Origin of the sequence: Pseudomonas reactans (assembly GCF_013385825.1) — a bacterium.
Lineage (GTDB): Bacteria > Pseudomonadota > Gammaproteobacteria > Pseudomonadales > Pseudomonadaceae > Aquipseudomonas > Aquipseudomonas reactans.
In genome coordinates, this window is record NZ_JACAPG010000008.1 from 56,335 (window position 1) to 79,118 (window position 22,784).

Below are 22,784 nucleotides of genomic sequence, written 5' to 3' on the forward strand. Positions count from 1 at the left end.
AGTAGGCGAGGTATCAGTACCGGCATGGTGGCACGGCTTGACTGAATATAGCCTGTCGTCTGTGAATGAATCGTCGCCGTCCGGGTAAAAAAATGCCGCTTCAACAGCGGCATTCTCTACCGGGCTTTAGAAGGTGTAGCGCGCTTCCAGGAACACATTTTGTTCCTTGAGCTTGCCTTTGAGTTGTTCGTCCCTGGCGTTCACGCGGTTTGCGAAGGTGTTGTAGCCGGTTTCAATATCGCCCATGGCGATGTAACGATAACCAGCCCCCAGTGTGATTTGCTCACTAACCTTGGCTTCCAGCCCCATGCCTACACTGTAGGCAAAGTTGTGTTGGCGATTATTGGCAAAGCGACGGGTCTCGTTGGTTTGATAGCCTTCGGCTTCAATGCGAGCGACACCCATACCGGCCATACCGTAAAACGACAGCCACTGGTTTATAGGGATGTCTTTATAGCCATTGAGCATCAAGCGTTGGCTCTGGACATACAGGCTGTTGACGTTGGCATTAAAGGGGGCCCAGTAGGATTTGAATGTCGAGTTGTTCGGCATCGTGTATTCCCCTTCCATACGCCAGCCATTCTCAAAGGCATAACCAGCGGCGAAAGAGGCCACGAATGACTTGCTGCTATCCGGAGCGTCCACCCGTTCAGTCACGCGAGGGCTGGTGAGCAGTGAGCTGGAGAGGTTCTGGCGGGCGTTGTTGAATTTGGCTGATCCGTACCAGCTTTCTGCCTGGACGTAGGCGGTAGCAAAGACAGAAAGCAGCAGTGCGTAGGCAATCTTTTGCATGGGCAGTGATTCGCTTTATTTAAAAAGGAATCCTTAGCTTGTTGCCTGGCAGGATGAGGCTCGACAGGACTTCTCTTTGGTTAGCTGTGAAAGCAGGAATGCTTACGTAGTGCTTAGCGGCGATGAGCGTAGGAATTGAAGACAAAAAAATACCGCTGTTTAAAGCGGCATTTTTTATCGAGCCCGAGTTATTCGGTAACGGCGTTTTTCGCGAGGATGGCGTTGGCCAACTCCATGTCCGTGGCTTGCAGGCCAGGGTTGTCGGCGCGGACTTTCTGCATGGCGGCTTCCAGGTACGGGCCACGGATGCCGCCGTCGCTGGCAACAAAGCTGCCTGCGTCGTCTTGTGCGGCGACCACCAACTTGTGGTCCTTGAAGGTCAGGTACGTCGAGCCGGTGGTGGCACCCGACGAGATGACATTGCGCCAGAAACTGTCGGCCATGGCTGAACCGACTGGGAGGGAAAGCACAGCGAGGGTTGCGACAGCATATTTGAGACGCATGATGGGTGACTCCGGGTGGGTTATCTGTACTTTATGATTGTAGTTAACCCAACCGAGTTCCATCACTGACTAAACAGTTTCAACCCTTAACACCACGCCCTCCTGGCCAACCACCCGGACTTGAGCGCCTACGGGGCTGTCTGGACCCGTCACCATCCACACGCCGTCACCGACTTTTACCTTGCCCCGGCCATCCACAATCGCTTGATGCACCATGAAGGTGCGGCCGATCAGTTCCGAACCGCGTTCGTTGAGGCCCGGCTGGTCGCTGGCTTTGGCACTGCTGCGCTGGCGCTTCCACCAATACACGGCTGTCAGGATCGACAACACGGCAAACAACAGAAGTTGCCACTCCAGCCCCAAAGGCGGCACCAGGAACTTGATCACGCCCACGGCCGCCGCGGCGATGCCCATCCACAGCAGGTAACCACCGGCGCCGAATACTTCAAGAATCAACAGGACCGTACCCAGCGCCAGCCAATCCCAAAACGACAGATGCTGCAGGAAATCCCACATGGCGCTGGCCTCAGCCTTTCTTGTTGTCGAACGTTGCCTTGACGATCTCGCCGATACCGCCGACCGCACCGATCACCTGGCTGGCTTCCAGCGGCATCAGGATGACCTTGCTGTTGTTGGCCGATGCCAGCTTGCCCAGTGCGTCGATGTATTTCTGCGCGACAAAGTAGTTGACCGCCTGCACGTTGCCCGACGCAATCGCTTCTGACACCACCTGGGTCGCGCGGGCTTCAGCTTCGGCCTGACGCTCACGGGCTTCGGACTCAAGGAATGCCGCCTGTCGGCTACCTTCGGCCTCAAGAATCTGCGCCTGTTTCTTGCCTTCGGCGGTCAGGATTGCCGACGCTCGAAGGCCTTCAGCCTCAAGGATTTGCGCACGCTTGATACGCTCGGCTTTCATCTGGCCCGACATGGCGGCCATCAGGTCGGCAGGCGGGCTGATGTCCTTGATCTCGATACGGGTGATCTTGATGCCCCATGGCGCCGTGGCTTCATCCACGGTTTTCAGCAGTTTTTCGTTGATGCCGTCACGCTGGCTGAGCATGGCATCCAGTTCCATGGAGCCGAGCACGGTACGGATGTTGGTTTGCAACAGGTTGCGGATGGCATGTTCGAGGTTGTTGACCTCGTAGGCGGCCTGGGCAGTGTTGACCACCTGGAAGAAGCACACGGCGTCGATCTGCACGGTGGCGTTATCAGCCGTGATGACTTCTTGGGGCGGGATATCCAGCACGCTTTCCATCACGTTGATCTTGCGACCGATGCGGTCCATGACCGGGATGATGATGTTCAGGCCAGGTTTGAGGGTGTTGGTGTAGCGGCCGAAACGTTCGACCGTCCATTGGTAACCCTGGGGGACGACCTTGAAGCCCATGAACAGGATGGCGATGGCCAAACCCACGAAAAGAAGCAGTACGGTTCCGATCTGCATAGCGATTCCCTATCTGAATGTGTCAGTGAAACGACGTTGGGCCGATTGTAACGGTGTTGTCACCGATAAGAACGGTTTCACTGCTTATCAAACAAAGGATTTGTTACGGAATCCCCAGGCGTTACTCGCAATACCTCCGCCATCGTGGTCAGTCCCGCTTCGACCTTTCGCATCCCGGCCATGCGCAGGCCGCACATGCCTTGGGCAATAGCCGCCTGGCGCAAGGCCTGCACATCGGCACCGGGTGTGATCAGGGTTTTGAGTGTTTCATTCAGCACCATGATTTCGTAAACACCGGCTCGCCCCCGATAACCGCTGTTTCGACATTCAACACACCCGGTAGCCTCGTGGACGTCGCCCACCGCGTGCTTGCAGTGAGGGCACAACACCCGCACCAACCGTTGCGCCATCACACCCAACAAGGTGGCTTTGATCAAATAATGAGCAATGCCCAGCTCCTGCAAACGGCTGATGGCGCTGGGTGCGTCGTTGGTATGCAGCGTTGACAGCACCAGATGCCCGGTCAGCGCGGCCTGGATCGCCATCTCGGCGGTCTCCTGGTCGCGGATCTCGCCGATCATGATGATGTCCGGGTCCTGGCGCAGCAGGGCGCGGATGCCGCCGGCGAAGGTCAGGTCGATGTTGTGTTGCACCTGCATCTGATTGAATGCTGGTTCAACCATCTCGATTGGGTCTTCCACTGTGCACAGGTTGACCTCCCGGGTCGCCAGTTGCCTGAGCGTGGTGTAAAGGGTGCTGGTCTTGCCTGAGCCGGTCGGGCCGGTTACCAGGATGATGCCGTGGGTCTGGCTTGTCATGGATTGCCAGCGTTGCTGGTCATCAGCCGACAAACCCAGCTGGTCAAAGCCCTTGAGCAGGACCTGCGGGTCGAAAATCCGCATCACCAGCTTCTCGCCAAACGCCGTGGGCAAGGTGGACAGACGCAGCTCAACTTCCGCGCCCGTCGGGCTTTTGGTCTTGACCCGTCCGTCCTGGGGCCTGCGTTTTTCTGCCACGTTCATGCGACCCAGGCTTTTCAGGCGGCTGACGACTGCCATCGTCACCTGGGGCGGAAATTGATAGACGTCGTGCAACAGCCCGTCGATGCGAAAGCGCACACGCCCTTGTTCACGGCAGGGCTCGATATGGATATCACTGGCGCGCTGGGCGAACGCGTACTGCAGCAGCCAATCGACGATATTGACGATATGCGCGTCGTTGGCATCCGGCTCCTGATCACTGGCACCGAGGTTGAGCAGGTCGACATTGCCAGGCGCCGTGACCTTTTGATCGGCGCCGCTGACGGATTTTGCCAGTCGGTAGAACTCATCGATGCAGCGTGTAATGTCCTGGGGATTGGCAACCACGCGCTTGATCGAGCGCTTGAGCACCTGCGAAAGCCCGGCTTCCCAACTGGTGACATGGGGCTGTGCGCTGGCGACGGTGACGGTGTGCGCATCCACCGCCACCGCGAGGATGGCGTGGCGCTGGGCGAATGCGTGGGACATCAGCGGCACCACTGTCGCCACGTCGATCTTCAAGGGGTCGATGCGCAGGTAAGGTTGCCTGGCCTGTTGGGCGAGCCATTCGGTCAGGGTTTCCAGGCATGGGCCTTGGGCTGCGATACTCTCCAGAGGATGCTGGGTGTTGCTGGCCGGCAGCGTCGACAAGCGTTGGGCGAGTTCAGGCGTGATCAGCCGCCCTTCGAGCAAAGCCGGCAAGAGCTGATGCAGTTCCAATCGTTGATCAACCGGCATGAAGGTTTTCCTGGGGGCAGTGGGTGTGAATCCCAGGCTAGCCAGCCTCTGAAGATCTGCCTCCCAGCGTGTATTGCAGGCTTTTACTGGGCGACCGCAACCACTGCTTGAGGCCCCACGGAATCAGCCGACCACATATCCAGTGTGCACACGCTGATCAGGTTTCGAATCTTTTCACCGATCACTTGGGCGCGGTGCCAGCTCAGGCCGTCCATCATGATGTCGATGTTCAGCAGGTCATCTTCCCGATTCACCGTGACCTGTCGCGGCGTGAGGCATTGCAGCGCGAAATAGTTAAGGACCCGGCATAAAACATCAGGCTCCGCCTCTGCGACGACCCGGTAGTGCGCCTGGCAATGAACGCTGGTGACGGCCCACGCATCGACGCGGGTAACAGGGTGGGTGGTTTCAACGGCGTGCATGGGAAAGCTCCAGATTCGACTGTAGAAATTTTTACATTCGCCAACGGAGATTTCTTATCTAAGATGAGCCTGTTTCAGGATTAATCGAATTGAGCAATTCAAGATAAGCATCATCAAAGGTATTTATATGCACAGCGAGTTGGACGTCTACGACCGCCGTATCCTGGCCCTGTTACAAGAGGATGCCTCGCTGTCGAGTGCGCAGATCGCCGAGCAGGTCGGCTTATCCCAGTCACCGTGCTGGCGGCGTATTCAACGTCTCAAGGAAGAGGGGGTGATTCGCGGCCAGGTGACGTTACTGGACCGCAAGAAGATCGGCCTCAACACGCAGATCTTTGCCGAGGTCAAACTCAACGCCCACGGCCGCTCCAACTTCACTGAGTTCACCGACGCGATTCGCGGGTTTCCGGAAGTGCTGGAGTGTTATGTGCTGATGGGGGCGGTGGATTTTCTGCTGCGCATCGTCACCTCCGACATCGAGGCGTACGAGCGGTTTTTCTTCGAGAAGTTGTCGATGGTGCCTGGGATTCAGGAGGTCAATTCGATTGTGGCGTTGTCGGAAATAAAATCCACCACAAGCCTGCCAGTGTAGATGAAGCCTCTGTGGCGAGGGAGCTTGCTCCCGCTGGGCTGCGCAGCGGCCCCAAAAATCGGGAGCGCTGCGCACTCCAACGGGAGCAAGCTCCCTCGCCACAGTTTATTTACAGGCGCAGCAGAGTTTTCCAGGCACGGTTCTGGAATACCGCAATCGCCTGATGCATCCGCGCATCCAGCGACTCATCGGTGATCGGCTGGTTGGCCAGTTGCGCCAACTTGTTCAGCTCGCCGTACAGACGGTCCAGTTCCGGGATGTCGACCACATGACGCGCATGGTGCAGCCAGGCCTGGATGCGTTCGATGCGCGGCAGTTGCTCGGCCAGGTCTTCCGGCTGTTGCTGGTAGCGCGGCAGTTGCAGGGCGACGGCATCGTCGGCCAGCAGGCGTGGCAGCCAGTTGGTGATTTGCGCAGCGCCTTGGCGGTTGCCACGTACGTTGCGGTCGGCGGTCCAGGTCCGGGCCAGCAGCCAGCGCGAAGCGTTCAGTGAGAACAGGCCCCAGCGCACGTCTTCCAGTTCTTCGATGAACTGTTCCGGCGCGGCTTTGCGGATGTCTTCGTCGTCGTCACCGGCTTGCACCAGTGGGCGCCAGTCTTCCAGCAGAGCATCCAGTGCGCTGCGCAGTTCGCTGGTGGATTGACGTGGTGCAGCCTGACCGAGGCTGCCGACCAAGGCGCGCAGTTCGCCGAGGTTGTCGACCCAGTCTTGCAGCAGGCGCCAATGGCCATTGAAACGGTATTGCTCGGCCAAGCGCTGGCTGCTGCCCAGCAGGTGCCACATGATCGCGGCGAAGGCATCGTCCAGCGGCATTTCAGCGTGGATCTGCGGCGCCGGCAGGCTCAGGGAGTAGCTGCTGGCGTCGTACAGGCGGTAGCCGCGCTCGGCCTTGCTGATATCGCACGGCATCAGGGCCAGGGTGGCGGCCAGTTCGGCGGCCAGTTCCAGCAATGCAGCCGGTTCGCCTTCGCGCAGTTCCAGTTCCAGCTCGCAGATTTCTTCTTTCTGCTTTCCGACCACCACGTGGCCCAGGTCCAGGGCGGCTTCGATCACCACCTTGGCCTTGCCACGGCCCCAGGCGATTTCGGCGCGTTCACGCACGAAGTCGGTGGTGAAGATCGGCTTGAGGTTTTTTTTATCCAGCTCGGCCAGTTGCTCGGGCCAGCATTCGCCGTCGAGTTTTTTCACGTCGAGCTTGGCTTTGGGCAATTCCCAATTGTATTCGTTACGTTCCGACAAGCCAGCGACGCTTTGGCCACGGGTCTTGAGGGTCTGGATGATGTCGTCACCGTCCTTGCGCAGGCGCAGGGCGACTTTGGCCTGGGCCAGGTCGCGCTCGGGGGTGTCGAAATACTGGTTCATCAACTCACGGCGTTCCCAGCCACTTTTGTTGCGTTTTTTCAGCAGCGGGTGCTCACGCAGCGCGGCGAGGGTCTCGCGGCTGACGCGAAGCTTGATTTCAGTTTCTTTTTGCATGGCCGGTACATCCAGGATCGGGAGCGCAGCCGGGGGAAAGAGTGGCTGCCAAGGTCGTGCAGTGTACAGGACTGAGCCCGGCAACGTGCCGCAACGGTTTATTGTGTCGTGCAGATGGCTCTATAGTGGGGCTCATCCGGGAAGTCGAGAGGCCGCGTATGCCATTACCGTCCATGAAAGAGCAGTTCGCCGCGCTGATTGCCGCGCCTTCGGTCAGTTGCACCCAGGCCTCTCTCGATCAGACCAACCGCCCGGTGATCGATTTGCTCGCCAGTTGGCTGGGCGACCTGGGTTTCGCCATCGACATCCAACAAGTCAGCCCCGGTAAGTTCAACCTCCTGGCCAGTTACGGCAGCGGCCCCGGCGGGCTGGTGCTGGCTGGCCATAGCGATACCGTTCCCTATGACGCCGCGTTGTGGAGGACCGATCCGCTCAAGCTGACGGAAGTCGACGGTCGTTGGGTAGGACTGGGCAGTTGCGACATGAAAGGCTTTTTCGCCCTGGCCATCGAGGCGGTGCTGCCGTTGTTGGATCAGCCGTTCAAGCAGCCGCTGCTGATTCTCGCCACCTGTGATGAAGAAAGCTCCATGTCCGGCGCTCGCGCATTGGCAGAGGCAGGGCGCCCGTTGGGCCGCGCAGCGGTGATTGGCGAGCCGACCGGGCTCAAGCCGATCCGCCTGCACAAAGGCGTAATGATGGAGCGCATCGACATCCTTGGCCAAAGCGGCCATTCGTCGGATCCCAGCCTTGGGCACAGCGCCCTCGAAGCCATGCACGACGCCATTGGCGAACTGCGCGGCTTGCGCCTGGCCTGGCAGCGCGAATACCGCAACCCGCAGTTCAGCGTGCCGCAGCCGACCCTTAACTTCGGCTGCATCCACGGCGGCGACAACCCCAACCGTATCTGCGGCCAGTGTTCCCTGGAGTTCGACCTGCGCCCTCTGCCCGGCATGGACCCGCAAGTGCTGCGCGATGCCATCCGGCAAAAGCTCGTGCCCTTGGCTGAACGCCATCAGGTCAAGATCGATTACGCGCCGCTGTTCCCCGAAGTGCCGCCGTTCGAGCAGCCCGAAGATGCCGAACTGGTGCGGGTCGCGGAACGATTGACCGGCCATCGTGCCGAAGCAGTAGCGTTCGGCACCGAAGCGCCTTATCTTCAGCGCCTTGGGTGTGAAACCCTGGTGCTCGGCCCTGGCGATATCGCCTGCGCCCACCAACCGGGCGAGTACCTCGAAATGTCACGCTTGACGCCTACAGTGCGTCTATTGCGGGAACTGATCGAACATTACTGCCTGAAACCTGCATAAATTAACCCCAACCTGTTCGTACATAGAAAGGAGAGTGAGCGTGTCGCCAAGCCTGTTCCGACGATAACCATCAGCCCGCTGTGCGCTTTCACGATTCATCCTTTTTCGGCTGCTTTTTATTACAGGCCCAGGTTTTATGCCCGACTACGTTAATTGGCTTCGTCACGCTTCTCCTTACGTCAACGCCCACCGCGACTGCACCTTTGTGGTCATGCTGCCTGGCGACGGTGTGGAACATCCCAACTTCGGCAATATCGTCCACGACCTGGTGCTGCTGCACAGCCTGGGCGTGCGCTTGGTACTGGTCCACGGTTCGCGGCCACAGATCGAAGTGCGCCTTGAAGCGCGTGGCCTGATCCCGACTTATCACGAAGGCATGCGCATCACTGACGCGGCGACGCTGGAGTGCGTGATCGACGCGGTCGGCCATCTGCGCATCGCCATTGAAGCGCGCCTGTCGATGGACATGGCCTCGTCGCCGATGCAGGGCTCGCGCCTGCGGGTAACCAGCGGTAATTTCGTGACCGCACGCCCCATCGGCGTATTGGACGGCGTGGACTACCACCATACTGGCGAAGTGCGCCGCGTCGACCGCAAGGGCATCAACCGCCTGTTGGACGAGCGCTCCATCGTGTTGCTGTCGCCGTTGGGCTACTCGCCGACCGGTGAGATCTTCAACCTGGCCTGCGAAGACGTCGCCACCCGCGCCGCCATCGACCTGGGTGCCGACAAGCTGTTGCTGTTTGGCGCAGACATGGGCCTGATCGATGAAAACGGTCGCCTGGTCCGTGAGCTGCGCCCGCAACAAGTGCCGGCTCACTTGCAACGCCTGGGCAACAGCAACTATCAGGCTGAATTGCTCGATGCGGCTGCCGAAGCGTGCCGGGGTGGGGTAGGGCGCAGTCATATTGTCAGCTACGCCGAAGACGGTGCCTTGCTGACCGAGCTGTTCACCCGGGACGGCGGCGGTACGCTGGTGGCCCAGGAACAATTCGAGCAGGTGCGTGAAGCGGCGATTGAAGACGTGGGCGGTTTGCTCGACCTGATCAGCCCGTTGGAAGAGCAGGGCATCCTGGTGCGCCGTTCGCGGGAAGTGCTGGAGCGTGAGATCGAACAGTTCAGTGTGGTGGAGCGCGAAGGCATGATCATCGCCTGTGCGGCGCTGTACCAGATCGCGGATTCGGACGCAGGTGAGCTGGCGTGCCTGGCGGTGAACCCGGAATACCGTCATGGCGCGCGAGGTGATGTGTTGCTGGAACGCATCCAGGCCCGTGCCCGTGCGCAGGGCTTAAAGACCTTGTTTGTGCTCACCACCCGCACCGCCCACTGGTTCCGTGAGCGGGGGTTTGTGCCGAGCAGCGTGGATCGTCTGCCATCGGCGCGGGCGTCGCTGTACAACTATCAGCGTAATTCGAAGATTTTCGAGAAGGCTCTGTAATTCCCATTCTGTAGGAGCCGGCTTGCCGGCGATGGCGTTTTCAAGGGCGCCATCGCCGGCAAGCCGGCTCCTACAGGGTCAGGGTTTGACGAATTTATCGGTCACGTACGCTGAATAGTCTGGCAACACTGCCTCAACCTTTCCTTGTTCCTTCAAAAACTTCGCCGTCTCCCCAATCGCCTTCGCCGTGCCGCCTTTGAGCAGCGCGTCAGTTTGCTGTGCCTGGGCATCCGGGAAGGTGGTGCCGGCCAACAGCTCCGGGATGTCGGCAGCATTCGAGCCTGTCAGTTTCGCGATTTTCTGCACCTGTTCGGAATCCACCGTCCAACCGTCTTTATGGGCCGCATACTCGGCAAACGAATCCAGGGTGACCTTGGCAAACTTGGCCACTACGTCAGGATGTTTTTCCGCGAAATCCTTACGCGCCACCCATACTTCAAAGGTCGGTGCGCCCCACTGACCCACCTGGGCCGCGTCTGTCAGGGTTTTGCCGGTCTTGCGGATTTCGCCCAGGGCCGGCGACCACACGAATGCGCCGTCGATATCGCCACGTTTCCACGCGGCGGCAATTTCAGCCGGTTGCAGGTTCACCACCTTGACCTGCTTAGTGTCCAGACCCCAGTGCTTCAGCGCGCCGAGCAGGCTGTAATGCGAGGTTGAGACAAATGGCGTGGCGATGGTTTTGCCGATCAGATCCTGGGGTGCGTCAATGTGGCTGCCGTTACGCACCACCAATGCTTCAGAAGTATTGATCTGGGCCGATACGATGAACGCGACGATGGGTAGGTTGCGAGAAGCCGCTGCCGCGAGGGGGCTAGAACCGAGATTGCCAATCTGCACATCGCCGGAGGCAATGGCGGTGACAACTTCCGGCCCACTGTTGAACCGGCGCCAGGCTATTTTTTCACCGATGGCCTTCTCATAGAGGCCGTCGGCCTGTGGGACTTTGCTGGGGTCAATGCCGGTTTGGTAACCGATGGTTAAATCGGCGGCTTTGACACCAAAAGAAAGTATTAGTGACACAAAAACTGTAACAAATTGACGGGAGGATGTGCGTTTGGCCATGATGGCGTCGCCTTTTTGATCGTGGGTGACGTATGCAACAGTACGGCCACACTAATCGATCTAAAAAAGCGCTAACAAATACCCTTTAGGAATTAGCTTATGGAGCGGTTGGTCTACCCTGACTTGTCCGCATCATGGAAAGCCTTATTCCCGAATCGTATGAAAAAGAATGAAACAATTCTTTTTGGGTGTATGAAAAACTCATTACCCTGCAGGGACCAAATCAACTGCGATTAGACGAAGGTAGTAGACACACAAGGTTACGATTGACTTGGTAGTCACTATCTGGCGCTAATCGCGCATCTGTGGATCGAGGGCGTCAGACCCGAGACCAAAGAAATACAAAAATTAGAAATGAGAGGAGCGGTACATGAAGAAGTCAACATTGGCGTTGGCCGTAGCTTTGGCTGCGGTTGCCCAGCAGGCAAACTCCGCCGGTTTCATCGAAGACAGCAAGGCAACACTGGGGCTGCGTAACTTCTACATCAACACAGATAACCGTGACGGTCACCGTGGCACTTCCAACTCGGCGAGCAAAAACGCTGAATGGGGCCAGGGCTTCGACCTGCGTTTCATCTCGGGTTACACCCAAGGCACCGTCCAATTTGGTGTTGACGCTATTGGCCTGTACGGCGTGCGTCTCGACTCCAGCCGTGCAGAACACGGCAACTACGGTGGCACCGCTTCCGGTGGCACCATCTTCCCAAGCGACGGCAACAAGGCTGTCCACGATTACGCCAGCCTGGGCGTGACCGGTAAGGTGAAGATCTCCCAAACCGAACTGAAGCTGGGCACCCTGCAGCCTAAGCTGCCGGTTATCGTGACCAACGATGGTCGTCTGCTGCCGCAAACCTTCCAAGGTGGCCAGATCACGACTAACGACATTAAGGATTTGACCTTGGTTGCTGGTCAGATCGAAAAGGCCAAGGGCCGTAACTCCAGCAATAACGAAAACCTGTCGATTGCCAGCGCCAACGCCAGCTCTAACTACAAGACAGGCGTGTTCAGCAACAAGTTCTACTACGCCGGTGGTGACTACAAGCTGACCAAAGACCTGACTGCCCAGTACTACTACGGCAACCTGGAAGACTTCTACAAGCAGCACTTCCTGGGTCTGACTCATAACTGGTCTATCGGCCCGGGCGTGTTGAAGTCTGACCTGCGTTACTTCAACAGTTCTGACGACGGCAAAAACGGCAACACTCCTGCCTACTACACCAGCGGTAACTACAATGGTGCTGTCTCAGGTAAAGGTAAGGTCGACAACAACCTGTACAGCGGCCTGTTCCTGTACACCGTTGCCGGTCACACCTTCGGTGGTGGTTACCAAGTCAGCAATGGCAGCAGCGACTTTCCTTGGCTGAACCAAGGTGACGGTTCGTCCGCTTACATCACGACCGACATGCAAATCCAGAAGTTCGCCCGTGCCGGCGAGCGTACCTGGCAAGCTCGCTACGCTTATGACTTCGCTAAAGTCGGCGTGCCTGGCCTGACTGCCGGCGTTGTCTACCTCAAAGGTACTGATATCGACACCGTTACGGCCGCTCGTGCCGAGCTGACCGGTCAGTCCGAGTGGGAGCGCGACATCACCGTTGCCTACGTGATTCCAGAAGGTCCGCTGAAAAACCTCGGCTTCGCCTGGAAAAACGCTATGTGGCGTACCGACCTGGCGAACACCCGTTCCCAGGACGAAAACCGTCTGATCGTCAGCTACTCGCTGCCACTGTTCTAGTAGCGTGAAGCTGTTGTAAGTGTGTAATGCCTTGCCCGGTGCAACACCGGGCAAGGTGTTTTACTTTCAAGTCGGGCTAAACCCCCGCAAGCCCTTCCTGAACCCCTCTTTGTACAGCGTCTCAAGGCCTTCTCGAACCTTGGAAACGATGGTGCTCCTCGCCTTCGAATACGTCCAATGAACAGATTTTTAATATTCCTTTATCGTCTAGATAAATCGATATTTATTCTTTTTAAATAATCGATATTCCATGCACAGTGGGCTCCATAAGCACTCACCAGGAGCCACACCATGAGCCTAAGACTGGGCGACATCGCCCCCGACTTCGAACAGGATTCCAGCGCCGGCAAGATTCGTTTCCACGAATGGCTGGGCGATAGCTGGGGTGTGTTGTTTTCCCACCCGGCGGATTTCACCCCGGTGTGCACCACCGAGCTGGGTTTCACCGCCAAGCTCAAGGACGAATTCGCCCAGCGCGGCGTCAAGGCCATCGCCCTGTCGGTCGACCCGGTGGATTCGCACCACAAGTGGATCGAAGACATCAACGAAACCCAGAACACCATCGTCAATTTCCCGATCCTGGCCGACGCCGATCGCAAGGTGTCCGACCTGTACGACCTGATCCATCCCAACGCCAGTGACACGCTCACCGTGCGCTCCTTGTTCGTGATCGACCCGAACAAGAAGATCCGCCTGACCATCACCTACCCGGCCAGCACCGGGCGCAATTTCCACGAAATCCTGCGGGTCATCGACTCGTTGCAGTTGACCGACAATCACAAGGTCGCCACGCCCGCCAACTGGCAGGACGGTGATGAAGTGGTGATCGTGCCGTCGCTCAAGGATGAGGAGGAAATCAAGAAACGCTTTCCGAAGGGTTATCGCGCGGTGAAGCCGTACCTGCGGCTCACCCCTCAGCCCAACCGTTGATGCTGATGTCGCTATCGCCGGCAAGCCGGCTCCTACAGGTGATCGCATTCCAATTGTAGGAGCCGGCTTGCCGGCGATGGCGATCGTTCTGACGAATCACATAGCAGGGGTTTTCAGGCCGTTTCAACGGCCTTTTTTTTCGCCTGGGATTTGATAAATCTAATATGCATTTAAGGAATAAACACATGAAAAAATAAGATTTAAAGATATATAAATCTGCTGATAAGGTCTGTTCCATCTTGGCGCCATCGCCACACAGCGAACCGCCGACACCTGCTCAAGGAATTCCTGCATGTTGGTCGTAACACTTGGAGGCAGTCCCAGCCAGCGTTCCCGCTCCGGGGTGTTGCTGGATAAAACCCGTCAGTGGTTGCAAGACAAAGGCGTAGAAGTGGTGAGTTACCAGATACGGGACTTCCCGGCTGAAGACTTGCTGCATGCGCGCTTCGACAGCCCCAAGGTCATCGACCTGCTGCAACAAGTGGCTAATGCTGACGGCCTGGTGATCGCCACGCCGGTCTATAAGGCCTCGTTTTCCGGTGCGCTGAAAACCGTGCTGGACCTGCTGCCCGAACGCGCCCTGGCCCACAAGATCGTATTGCCGATGGCCACCGGTGGCAGCATCGCCCACATGCTGGCGGTGGACTACGCCTTGAAGCCGGTGCTATCGGCGCTCAAGGCCCAGGAGTTGCTCCACGGCATCTTCGCCGAAGACAGCCAGATCGCCTACGCCGAAGGGAGCGCCCAGGCGCAACTGGTGCCGGTACTTGAACACCGTTTGCACGAGGCCCTGGAAACGCTGTATGGCGCCATGGCCCGCCGCCCGAAACCGCTGGACCCCCATGTGTTGAATGAACGTTTGTTGAGTGCTCGCTGGAGCATTTAAGCCACACCGAAATGTAAAAAAACTCACCTTACTCAGCCGCCAACGGCCAAGCAGGTGCAGCCAACCCCCTTAAACGCATTATTGGAGAGAGCGCCATGCGCACTGTCATCTTGCGTCGTGGTCTGGTCGCACTGTTTGCTGCGGCTGTGTCCTTCGGCGCCATTGTTCAAGCCCAAGCCGCCGAGACCCTGCGGATCGGTTATCAGAAGTACGGCACGCTGGTGCTGCTCAAAGCCAAGGGCACCTTGGAAAAACGCCTGGCTGCCCAGGGCGTGAACGTGCAGTGGACCGAGTTTCCTGGTGGCCCGCAATTGCTGGAAGGCCTGAACGTCGGCTCCATCGACTTCGGTGTGACTGGCGAAACCCCACCGGTCTTCGCTCAGGCCGCTGGCGCCGATTTGCTCTACGTGGCCTACGAGCCACCCGCGCCGACCAGCGAAGCGATCCTGGTGCCGAAAGATTCGCCGATCAAATCCGTGGCCGAGCTCAAGGGCAAGAAAATTGTCCTGAACAAAGGCTCCAACGTGCACTACCTGCTGGTGCGTGCCCTGGAAGACGCCGGCCTGAAATACACCGACGTGCAGACTGTGTTCCTGCCGCCCGCCGATGCGCGTGCCGCCTTCGAGCGTGGCAGCGTGGACGCCTGGGTCATCTGGGACCCGTACCAGGCCGCCGCCGAGAAACAACTGCAAGCCCGTACCCTGCGTGACGGCACCGGCATTGCCGACAACCACCAGTTTTATCTCGCGACCAAGCCTTACGCTGAAAAACACCCTGAAGTGGTCAAGGCGCTGATCGAAGAAGTGCGCGCCGTGGGCGAGTGGTCCAAGGCCAACCCGCAGGAAGTGACTGAACAAGTTGCCCCGCTGCTCGGCCTTCCAGCCGACATCACCCTGACCTCGGTGAAACGCCAAGGCTACGGCGCGCTGTTCCTGACGCCGGAAGTGGTCGCCGCCCAGCAGAAAATCGCCGACAGCTTCTACCAACTCAAATTGATCCCCAAGCCCTTGAACATCAAGGACGTGATCTGGACACCCCCCGCCGCCGTGGCCAAAGCGCCGTAATCCGACTTCTTCAGGAGACAACTCCATGAGCCTCAACATTTTCTGGTTCCTGCCTACCCACGGCGACGGCCATTACCTTGGCACCGCCGAAGGCGCTCGCGCCGTCGACCACGGTTACCTGCAGCAAGTGGCCCAGGCCGCTGACCGCCTAGGGTTCGGCGGAGTGCTGATCCCTACCGGCCGCTCCTGCGAAGATTCGTGGTTGGTGGCGGCCTCGCTGATCCCGGTGACCCAGCGTCTGAAATTCCTTGTCGCCCTGCGCCCCGGGATCATTTCCCCGACGGTGGCCGCGCGTCAGGCCGCGACCCTGGACCGACTGTCCGGCGGCCGTGCCTTGTTCAACCTGGTGACCGGTGGTGACCCGGAAGAATTGGCCGGTGATGGCTTGTTCCTCAGTCATGAAGAGCGCTACCAGGCCTCGGTGGAATTCACCCGCATCTGGCGCCGTGTGCTGGAAGGCGAAACCGTGGACTACGACGGCGAGCACATCAGCGTCAAAGGCGCCAAGCTGCTCTACCCGCCGATCCAGCAACCGCGTCCGCCGCTGTACTTCGGCGGTTCTTCCGAAGCAGCCCAGGACCTGGCGGCCGAGCAGGTGGAGATGGTGTTGACCTGGGGCGAGCCACCGGCGGCTGTTGCGGAAAAAATCGAACAGGTTCGCGCCAAGACCGCGAAGCTTGGGCGCACCGTGCGTTTTGGTATTCGCCTGCATGTGATCGTGCGTGAAACCAACGACGAAGCGTGGAAAGCCGCCGACAAACTGATCTCCCACCTGGACGATGACACCATCGCCCGTGCCCAGGCTTCCTTGGCGCGGTTCGACTCTGTCGGTCAGCAACGCATGGCGGCCTTGCATGGTGGCAATCGCGACAACCTGGAAGTCAGCCCCAACCTGTGGGCCGGCGTCGGCCTGGTGCGTGGCGGTGCAGGCACCGCCCTGGTGGGCGATGGCCCCACCGTGGCGGAACGCGTGAAGGAATACGCAGCCCTAGGCATCGACACCTTCATCTTCTCCGGTTATCCACACCTGGAAGAGTCGTATCGCGTCGCTGAGCTGCTCTTCCCACACCTGGATATCGAACGTCCCGAGTTGCCGAAAAGCGCCGGCTACGTCAGCCCGTTCGGCGAGATGGTCGCCAACGACATCCTTCCCAAAGCTGCGTCGGCGAGCTGAGGCAGCCCATGAACTATGAAAAACTGAGCCATCGGATAGCGCCCTGGGTGCTCCCGATTTTGTTACTCGCGGTGTGGCAGTTGTCGGTCTCGGCGGGTTGGTTGTCGACCCGCATTCTGCCAGCGCCGAGTGCCGTCATCGCCGCCGGTGTCCACTTGGTCGCCAGTGGCGAAATCTGGACTCACCTGGCCATCAGTGGCTGGCGTGCGGGTTTGGGCTTCGTGATTGGCGGCAGCATCGGCCTGGCCTTGGGCTTTATCACCGGTCTGTCGAAGTGGGGCGAACGCCTGCTGGACAGCTCGGTGCAGATGATCCGCAACGTGCCGCATTTGGCGCTGATTCCGCTGGTGATCCTGTGGTTTGGCATTGATGAGACGGCGAAGATTTTCCTGGTCGCCCTCGGCACGCTGTTCCCGATTTACCTCAACACCTATCACGGCATTCGCAACGTTGACCCGGCGCTGGTGGAAATGTCGCGCAGCTACGGCTTGTCCGGGTTCAGCCTGTTCCGTCAGGTGATCCTGCCGGGCGCGCTGCCATCGATTTTGGTGGGCGTGCGTTTTGCCCTGGGCTTCATGTGGCTGACGCTGATCGTGGCGGAAACCATCTCCGCCAGTTCCGGTATCGGTTACCTGGCGATGAACGCCCGCGAATTCCTGCAAACCGACGTGGTGGTGTTGGCCATTGTCATGTACGCGATCCTCGGCAAGCTGGCCGATCTGGCGGCGCGCGGTCTGGAGCGAGTGTGGCTGCGCTGGCATCCGGCGTATCAAGTAAATAAAGGAGGTGCGGCATGACAGCTCAACAACCCCCGCGCCTGCTCAAGGGCATTCCCCTGGCGGTCCGCAAGTTGCGTAAGGCCTTTGGTGCGCGCGAAGTGCTCAAGGACATCGACCTGCATATTCCGGCCGGCCAATTCGTGGCGGTGGTCGGTCGCAGTGGTTGCGGCAAAAGTACCTTGCTACGCCTGCTGGCCGGCCTGGACAAGGCCAGCGGCGGCGAGCTGCTGGCCGGTTCCGCGCCGCTCAGTGAAGCGATTGAAGACACGCGGTTGATGTTCCAGGAAGCGCGCCTGCTGCCGTGGAAAAAGATCATCGACAACGTGGGCCTGGGCCTTAAAGGCAACTGGCGCCCCAAAGCGTTGGAAGCCCTGGAAGCGGTTGGCCTGGCTGAACGCGCCAATGAATGGCCGGCGGCGCTGTCCGGCGGGCAGAAGCAACGCGTGGCCCTGGCCCGTGCGCTGATTCACCAACCGCGCTTGCTGCTGCTGGATGAGCCGTTGGGTGCGCTGGATGCCTTGACCCGTATCGAGATGCAGCAACTGATCGAAAACCTCTGGCAGAAGCACGGCTTCACCGTGTTGCTGGTCACCCACGACGTCAGCGAAGCCGTGGCGATTGCCGACCGGGTGATCCTGATCGAAGACGGCGAAATAGGTTTGGACCTGATCGTCGACCTGCCACGCCCACGTGCCCGGGGCTCACATCGGCTGGCCGCGTTGGAAGCTGAAGTGCTCAACCGTGTGTTGTCCCTGCCGGGCTCGCCGCCGGAACCTGAACCTGTTTCACCGCTGCCTACGCAATTGCGTTGGGCTCAATAAACGAAGGAAGAACATCATGACTATTAAAGCCATCAACGTGCGTAACCAGTTCAAAGGCACCATCAAGGAAATCGTCGAAGGCGACGTGCTGTCGGAAATCGACGTGCAGACTGCGTCCGGCATCGTGACTTCGGTGATCACTACACGCTCGGTCAAAGAGCTGGAGCTGGTGATTGGCAGTGAAGTGATTGCCTTCGTTAAATCCACCGAGGTGTCGATCGCCAAATTGTGATTGCACAAGCCACTGTAGGAGCTGGCTTGCCGGCGATAGGCCCTCACGCCTTGCGGTGATGTCGGGAGCGCTATCGCCGGCAAGCCGGCTCCTACAGGTTTTTGCGCTTGGGCAAATAGGCCGGCAAATACAGCCCCACATACGCATCAAACACCCGCATCCCTTCCTCCGCCATGCGCGGCGTGATCAACCCATGCTGATGCACCGAGCGCGCATACACGCGGTCGCTCAACTCCAGGGCCAAGGCAAACACGTCCACATCATTCGGTAGCGCCGGCACTTCAAAGTGACGGTTGAACACCGTGAGCATCAAATCGCCCAACTCCAGATCATGCTGACGATCCGCCTGGGTCACCTCCGTCAGCCCATGTTGGGCCAGGATCAACTGGCGGGCGGCGGCATCCTGATCGTAGACAGTGAGCATGCGCTGCTCAACGATATAGGACAGGTCGCGCCAATGCTTGAGTGAGTCATGGTCGATAGGGGCCTGGATAGCCGCCCGGAATGCGCCGTGAACGTCAGCGGTCAAGGCTTCCAGCAAGGCCGGCACACTGGCGAAAAAGTGATACACCGACGACGGCGGAATCTGCGCCCGCTCGGCCACGCTATAGATCGACAAACTTGCCACGCCTTCGGCCGCCAGCAGGGTGCGGGCAGCGTCGAGGATCGCATCGATCCGGGCCTGGCTGCGGGCGCGGGGTTTGCGAGGGGCGGCGGGGCGGGTGGTCATGGAAGTCTCCTACAAGGCAGAGCGCATTGTACGCAGAGCATAAGGATGATCCATACCTGTGAGGCGACTGTGTACGTGTGGCGAGCGGGCTTGCCCCGCGTTGGGCCGCGCAGCGGCCCCAATAAAAAACGCCGAGTTCCTTCTGAAAGAACTCGGCGTCTGGATTTAGGGCTGCTTCGCAGCCCAACGCAGGGCAAGCCTGCTCGCCACAACAAGGCAGCTCACTACAGCGAGCCAACTCAACACATTTACAGTCGCAACCGCTTACACGGTATGCAAGTACCAGTTGTACTCAAGGTCAGAGATGGAATGTTCAAACTCTTCCAGCTCACTTTCCTTACAGGCGACGAAGATATCGATGTATTTAGGATCGATGTACTTGGCCATCACCTCGCTGTCGTCCAACTCACGCAGGGCATCACGCAGGTTGTTCGGCAGGCTCTGTTCGTTCTGCTCGTAGCTGTTGCCTTCCACCGGTGCGCCAGGCTCGATCTTGTTGGTCAGGCCGTGGTGCACGCCTGCCAGGACCGAAGCCATCAGCAGGTAAGGGTTGGCGTCGGCGCCGGCCACGCGGTGTTCGATACGTACGGCGTCGGACGAGCCGGTCGGTACGCGGATCGCCACGGTGCGGTTATCCAGGCCCCAGCACGGCGAGTTCGGCACGTAGAACTGTGCGCCGAAACGACGGTAGGAGTTGACGTTGGGGCACAGGAACGCCATTTGGGCGGGCAGGGTCTCGAGCACACCGCCGATCGCGTGACGCAATGCGGCGTTCTGCTCGGGATCCTCGCTGGCAAAAATGTTCTTGCCGTCCTTGTCCAGAATGGAGATGTGTACGTGCAAACCGTTGCCTGCCTGGCCCGGGTAAGGCTTGGCCATGAAGGTGGTGTCCATCTCATGGTCGTAGGCGATGTTCTTGATCAGGCGCTTGAGCAGTACCGCGTAGTCGCAGGCCTTGATGGGGTCGGCCACGTGGTGCAGGTTCACTTCGAACTGCGCCGGGGCACTTTCCTTGACGATGGCGTCGGCCGGGATGCCTTGCTCCTTCGCACCTTCCAGAATGTCCTGGAGGCAGTCGACGTATTCGTCGAGGTCGTCGATCAGGTAGACCTGTGTCGAGTGCGGGCGTTTGCCGGAGATCGGCGAGCGGGGCGGTTGTGGGCGGCCGTTCACGTTCTCCTGGTCGATCAGGTAGAACTCAAGTTCGAAGGCGGCGCAGATGGTCAGACCGAGGTCGTCGAATTTGGTTACAACTTGGCGGAGCACTTCGCGCGGATCGGCGAAGAAAGGTTCACCTTCAAGTTCGTGCATGGTCATCAGCAGTTGCGCGGTAGGGCGCTTTTGCCAGGGTTCATTGCACAGGGTGTCGGGGATCGGATAACAGATTCGGTCAGCATCACCGATGTCCAGGCCCAGGCCGGTGCTTTCCACCGTAGAGCCGTTGATATCCAGGGCAAATAAAGAGGCAGGCAGGTTAATGCCCTTCTCGTAAACCTTGTGGAGGCTGGTGCGTTCGATGCGCTTGCCGCGCACCACACCATTCATATCCGCAATTAGAAGGTCTACGTACAGAACCTCAGGATGATCCTTAAGGAACGCGTTCGCTTCGTTAAGCTGAACGGCACGCGGGGGTACCGACATGATGCAACACCTTTGTTGTTAAAAATATCAATCATTGATCTTTTCTGGTTTCAGTCAACCCGAACGGCATGCCGAAGTCAAGCGAGGCCTTTTTTGCCCTAAAAAAGCGCTGCGATGGCTTTTTTGGGGCTTTTTGGGGCGGTTTTTCGGATTTGAGGGGCTTGGGACTAGCAGGCTTGAGCGGCCCGTGTTGTATTTTTTACGGGGGTGTTGTGTAAAAAAATGAACAAGGCTAAGCTCGATTCAAACCCATAACAGCAATAATACCGGGGTGCTTCATGTTTCACCTGCCGCCCAACGGCGTCTTGGCCTGCTTCAGCCGGGCTGTGTCATCCGTCCATTCTTCCCGCGTGAATACCCGCGCACCGGCCAATATTCTTGACGCCCGGGCCGACCTCTTTTTTGCCTCCTCATTTGTCACCGAACGGCATGCGCCTCGCGTGCTGCTCAAGATTGCGCACAACTTTGGCGTGAGGAATGCAACGCTGCAGCAAATGGCAGGTAAGCTCCTACCCTGAATGAAAAAACGACGCGGATGCTGCGTCAACCAACGCCTGGCCTTTAATGGATGCCAGGAAACCCAGCCCAGAGGCATTTATGAGTAACAACCTCGACCAGCTCACCGATTGGTTGAAAGACCACAAGATCACAGAAGTCGAATGCATGATTGGCGACCTCACCGGCATCACCCGGGGCAAGATCTCGCCGACCAACAAGTTCATCGCCGAAAAAGGCATGCGCCTGCCCGAGAGCGTGCTGTTGCAGACCGTGACCGGCGACTATGTCGAAGACGACATCTATTACGAATTGCTCGACCCGGCCGACATCGACATGATCTGCCGCCCTGACCAGAACGCGGTCTACCTGGTGCCCTGGGCCATCGAGCCCACCGCTCAGGTGATCCACGACACCTACGACAAGCAAGGCAACCCGATCGAGCTGTCGCCGCGCAACGTACTCAAGAAAGTCCTCAAGCTCTACGCCGACAGGGGCTGGCAGCCCATCGTGGCGCCCGAGATGGAGTTCTACCTGACCAAGCGTTGCGAAGACCCTGACTTCCCGCTGCAACCGCCGATTGGTCGCTCCGGTCGCCCGGAAACCGGTCGCCAGTCCTTCTCTATAGAAGCGGCCAACGAATTCGACCCATTGTTCGAAGACGTCTACGACTGGTGCGAACTGCAGGAGCTGGACCTCGACACCCTGATCCACGAAGACGGCACCGCGCAGATGGAAATCAACTTCCGTCACGGCGATGCGCTGTCCCTGGCCGACCAGATTCTGGTGTTCAAGCGCACCATGCGTGAAGCCGCGCTCAAGCACGACGTGGCCGCCACCTTCATGGCCAAGCCCATGACCGGCGAGCCCGGCAGCGCGATGCACCTGCACCAGAGCATCATCGACATCGCCACCGGCAAGAACGTCTTCTCCAATGAAGACGGGACCATGAGCCAGCTGTTCCTCAACCACATTGGCGGCCTGCAGAAATTCATCCCTGAACTGCTGCCGTTGTTTGCCCCCAACGTGAACTCGTTCCGCCGCTTCCTGCCCGACACCTCGGCGCCGGTGAACGTGGAATGGGGCGAAGAAAACCGCACCGTCGGCTTGCGTGTTCCGGATGCCGGCCCGCAGAACCGTCGTGTGGAAAACCGCCTGCCGGGCGCCGATGCCAACCCGTACCTGGCGATTGCCGCCAGCCTGTTGTGCGGCTACATCGGCATGGTCGAAGGCCATAACCCAAGCGCGCCAGTGGTGGGTCGTGGTTACGAGCGACGCAACCTGCGCCTGCCGTTGACCATCGAAGACGCCCTGGAACGCATGGAAAACAGCAAGACCATCGAGAAATACCTGGGTCAAAAATTCATCACAGGCTACGTCGCGGTCAAGCGGGCCGAGCATGAAAACTTCAAGCGCGTGATCAGTTCGTGGGAGCGGGAATTCCTGCTCTTCGCCGTCTGATGCGCCGGGCGCGCCCTTTAAACGGCGCGCCCTTCACTG

At 59.0% G+C, this 22,784-nt stretch carries 23 protein-coding genes; 13 read left to right on the top strand and 10 right to left on the bottom strand.

Annotated features, from left to right (window positions below):
* Window positions 1-126 precede the first annotated feature (126 nt).
* The 6 genes from HX868_RS08545 to HX868_RS08570 all read right to left on the bottom strand — a co-directional run bounded on the left by HX868_RS08545 (window position 127) and on the right by HX868_RS08570 (window position 4,921).
* On the bottom strand, window positions 127-792 hold the full coding sequence (locus tag HX868_RS08545; protein ID WP_177002563.1) for an outer membrane protein: 666 nt from the start codon (window positions 790-792) through the stop codon (window positions 127-129).
* 188 nt (window positions 793-980) lie between these two features.
* Window positions 981-1,295 (bottom strand): DUF2388 domain-containing protein, encoded by a 315-nt coding sequence (locus HX868_RS08550; RefSeq protein WP_003176799.1) that lies wholly within the window; start codon window positions 1,293-1,295, stop codon window positions 981-983.
* Window positions 1,296-1,364: 69 nt separating this feature from the next.
* On the bottom strand, window positions 1,365-1,811 hold the full coding sequence (locus HX868_RS08555; protein ID WP_177002564.1) for an NfeD family protein: 447 nt from the start codon (window positions 1,809-1,811) through the stop codon (window positions 1,365-1,367).
* A 10-nt stretch (window positions 1,812-1,821) separates the two neighbouring features.
* Window positions 1,822-2,742 (bottom strand): SPFH domain-containing protein, encoded by a 921-nt coding sequence (locus HX868_RS08560; RefSeq protein ID WP_010207363.1) that lies wholly within the window; start codon window positions 2,740-2,742, stop codon window positions 1,822-1,824.
* 77 nt (window positions 2,743-2,819) lie between these two features.
* On the bottom strand, window positions 2,820-4,499 hold the full coding sequence (locus HX868_RS08565) for a GspE/PulE family protein (RefSeq protein WP_177002565.1): 1,680 nt from the start codon (window positions 4,497-4,499) through the stop codon (window positions 2,820-2,822).
* A gap of 83 nt (window positions 4,500-4,582) precedes the next feature.
* Window positions 4,583-4,921 (bottom strand): hypothetical protein, encoded by a 339-nt coding sequence (locus tag HX868_RS08570; RefSeq protein ID WP_177002566.1) that lies wholly within the window; start codon window positions 4,919-4,921, stop codon window positions 4,583-4,585.
* A gap of 127 nt (window positions 4,922-5,048) precedes the next feature.
* Between HX868_RS08570 and HX868_RS08575 the strand changes: the two genes are divergently transcribed.
* Complete coding sequence (locus HX868_RS08575) at window positions 5,049-5,513, top strand: Lrp/AsnC family transcriptional regulator (RefSeq protein ID WP_038843139.1); 465 nt, start codon at window positions 5,049-5,051, stop codon at window positions 5,511-5,513.
* Window positions 5,514-5,622: 109 nt separating this feature from the next.
* Here HX868_RS08575 and HX868_RS08580 read toward each other — a convergent pair whose 3' ends face one another.
* Window positions 5,623-6,990, bottom strand: a complete 1,368-nt coding sequence (locus tag HX868_RS08580; protein ID WP_177002567.1) for a CYTH domain-containing protein — start codon at window positions 6,988-6,990, stop codon at window positions 5,623-5,625.
* Between the two features lie 158 nt (window positions 6,991-7,148).
* Here HX868_RS08580 and argE point away from each other — a divergent pair, with 158 nt between their 5' ends.
* The gene (argE, locus tag HX868_RS08585) at window positions 7,149-8,297 is read left to right on the top strand and encodes an acetylornithine deacetylase (RefSeq protein ID WP_177002568.1); all 1,149 of its coding nucleotides are present in this window, start codon (window positions 7,149-7,151) and stop codon (window positions 8,295-8,297) included.
* A 136-nt stretch (window positions 8,298-8,433) separates the two neighbouring features.
* Window positions 8,434-9,735, top strand: coding sequence for an amino-acid N-acetyltransferase (gene argA / locus HX868_RS08590; RefSeq protein ID WP_177002569.1), 1,302 nt, complete (start codon window positions 8,434-8,436; stop codon window positions 9,733-9,735).
* 78 nt (window positions 9,736-9,813) lie between these two features.
* Here argA and tauA read toward each other — a convergent pair whose 3' ends face one another.
* Window positions 9,814-10,800: a taurine ABC transporter substrate-binding protein gene (gene tauA / locus HX868_RS08595; RefSeq protein ID WP_177002570.1), complete on the bottom strand. Its 987-nt coding sequence runs from the start codon at window positions 10,798-10,800 to the stop codon at window positions 9,814-9,816.
* 370 nt (window positions 10,801-11,170) lie between these two features.
* Between tauA and HX868_RS08600 the strand changes: the two genes are divergently transcribed.
* From HX868_RS08600 to HX868_RS08635, 8 genes are all read left to right on the top strand, one after another.
* Entirely contained in the window at window positions 11,171-12,532 is a 1,362-nt protein-coding gene (locus tag HX868_RS08600; RefSeq protein ID WP_177002571.1) for an OprD family porin, read from the top strand.
* A gap of 291 nt (window positions 12,533-12,823) precedes the next feature.
* Complete coding sequence (locus tag HX868_RS08605) at window positions 12,824-13,462, top strand: peroxiredoxin (protein WP_016978988.1); 639 nt, start codon at window positions 12,824-12,826, stop codon at window positions 13,460-13,462.
* 292 nt (window positions 13,463-13,754) lie between these two features.
* Window positions 13,755-14,348 carry an NADPH-dependent FMN reductase gene (ssuE, locus tag HX868_RS08610; RefSeq protein WP_016978989.1) on the top strand — a complete coding sequence of 198 codons (594 nt, stop codon included), beginning with the start codon at window positions 13,755-13,757 and terminating at the stop codon, window positions 14,346-14,348.
* A 95-nt stretch (window positions 14,349-14,443) separates the two neighbouring features.
* On the top strand, window positions 14,444-15,412 hold the full coding sequence (locus HX868_RS08615; RefSeq protein WP_016978990.1) for a sulfonate ABC transporter substrate-binding protein: 969 nt from the start codon (window positions 14,444-14,446) through the stop codon (window positions 15,410-15,412).
* A gap of 25 nt (window positions 15,413-15,437) precedes the next feature.
* A complete protein-coding gene (gene ssuD, locus HX868_RS08620) occupies window positions 15,438-16,586 on the top strand; it encodes an FMNH2-dependent alkanesulfonate monooxygenase (RefSeq protein WP_177002572.1) in 1,149 nt (382 codons plus the stop codon).
* An 8-nt stretch (window positions 16,587-16,594) separates the two neighbouring features.
* Window positions 16,595-17,383, top strand: coding sequence for an aliphatic sulfonate ABC transporter permease SsuC (gene ssuC / locus HX868_RS08625; protein WP_028618374.1), 789 nt, complete (start codon window positions 16,595-16,597; stop codon window positions 17,381-17,383).
* Window positions 17,380-18,186 (top strand): aliphatic sulfonates ABC transporter ATP-binding protein, encoded by an 807-nt coding sequence (gene ssuB, locus HX868_RS08630; protein WP_016978995.1) that lies wholly within the window; start codon window positions 17,380-17,382, stop codon window positions 18,184-18,186. The genes ssuC and ssuB overlap by 4 nt, the downstream gene beginning before the upstream one ends.
* Window positions 18,187-18,202: 16 nt before the next feature.
* Window positions 18,203-18,418, top strand: a complete 216-nt coding sequence (locus HX868_RS08635) for a TOBE domain-containing protein (RefSeq protein ID WP_003213899.1) — start codon at window positions 18,203-18,205, stop codon at window positions 18,416-18,418.
* Window positions 18,419-18,509: 91 nt separating this feature from the next.
* On the opposite strand, the gene HX868_RS08640 is transcribed toward HX868_RS08635, so the two are convergent.
* Both HX868_RS08640 and HX868_RS08645 read right to left on the bottom strand, forming a co-directional pair.
* The gene (locus HX868_RS08640; RefSeq protein WP_177002573.1) at window positions 18,510-19,148 is read right to left on the bottom strand and encodes a TetR/AcrR family transcriptional regulator; all 639 of its coding nucleotides are present in this window, start codon (window positions 19,146-19,148) and stop codon (window positions 18,510-18,512) included.
* A gap of 264 nt (window positions 19,149-19,412) precedes the next feature.
* A complete protein-coding gene (locus tag HX868_RS08645) occupies window positions 19,413-20,789 on the bottom strand; it encodes a glutamine synthetase family protein (protein WP_032858908.1) in 1,377 nt (458 codons plus the stop codon).
* 278 nt (window positions 20,790-21,067) lie between these two features.
* Here HX868_RS08645 and HX868_RS08650 point away from each other — a divergent pair, with 278 nt between their 5' ends.
* Both HX868_RS08650 and HX868_RS08655 read left to right on the top strand, forming a co-directional pair.
* Window positions 21,068-21,307, top strand: coding sequence for a hypothetical protein (locus HX868_RS08650; protein ID WP_177002574.1), 240 nt, complete (start codon window positions 21,068-21,070; stop codon window positions 21,305-21,307).
* 79 nt (window positions 21,308-21,386) lie between these two features.
* Complete coding sequence (locus tag HX868_RS08655) at window positions 21,387-22,745, top strand: glutamine synthetase family protein (protein ID WP_095013925.1); 1,359 nt, start codon at window positions 21,387-21,389, stop codon at window positions 22,743-22,745.
* The last annotated feature ends 39 nt before the right edge of the window (window positions 22,746-22,784 follow it).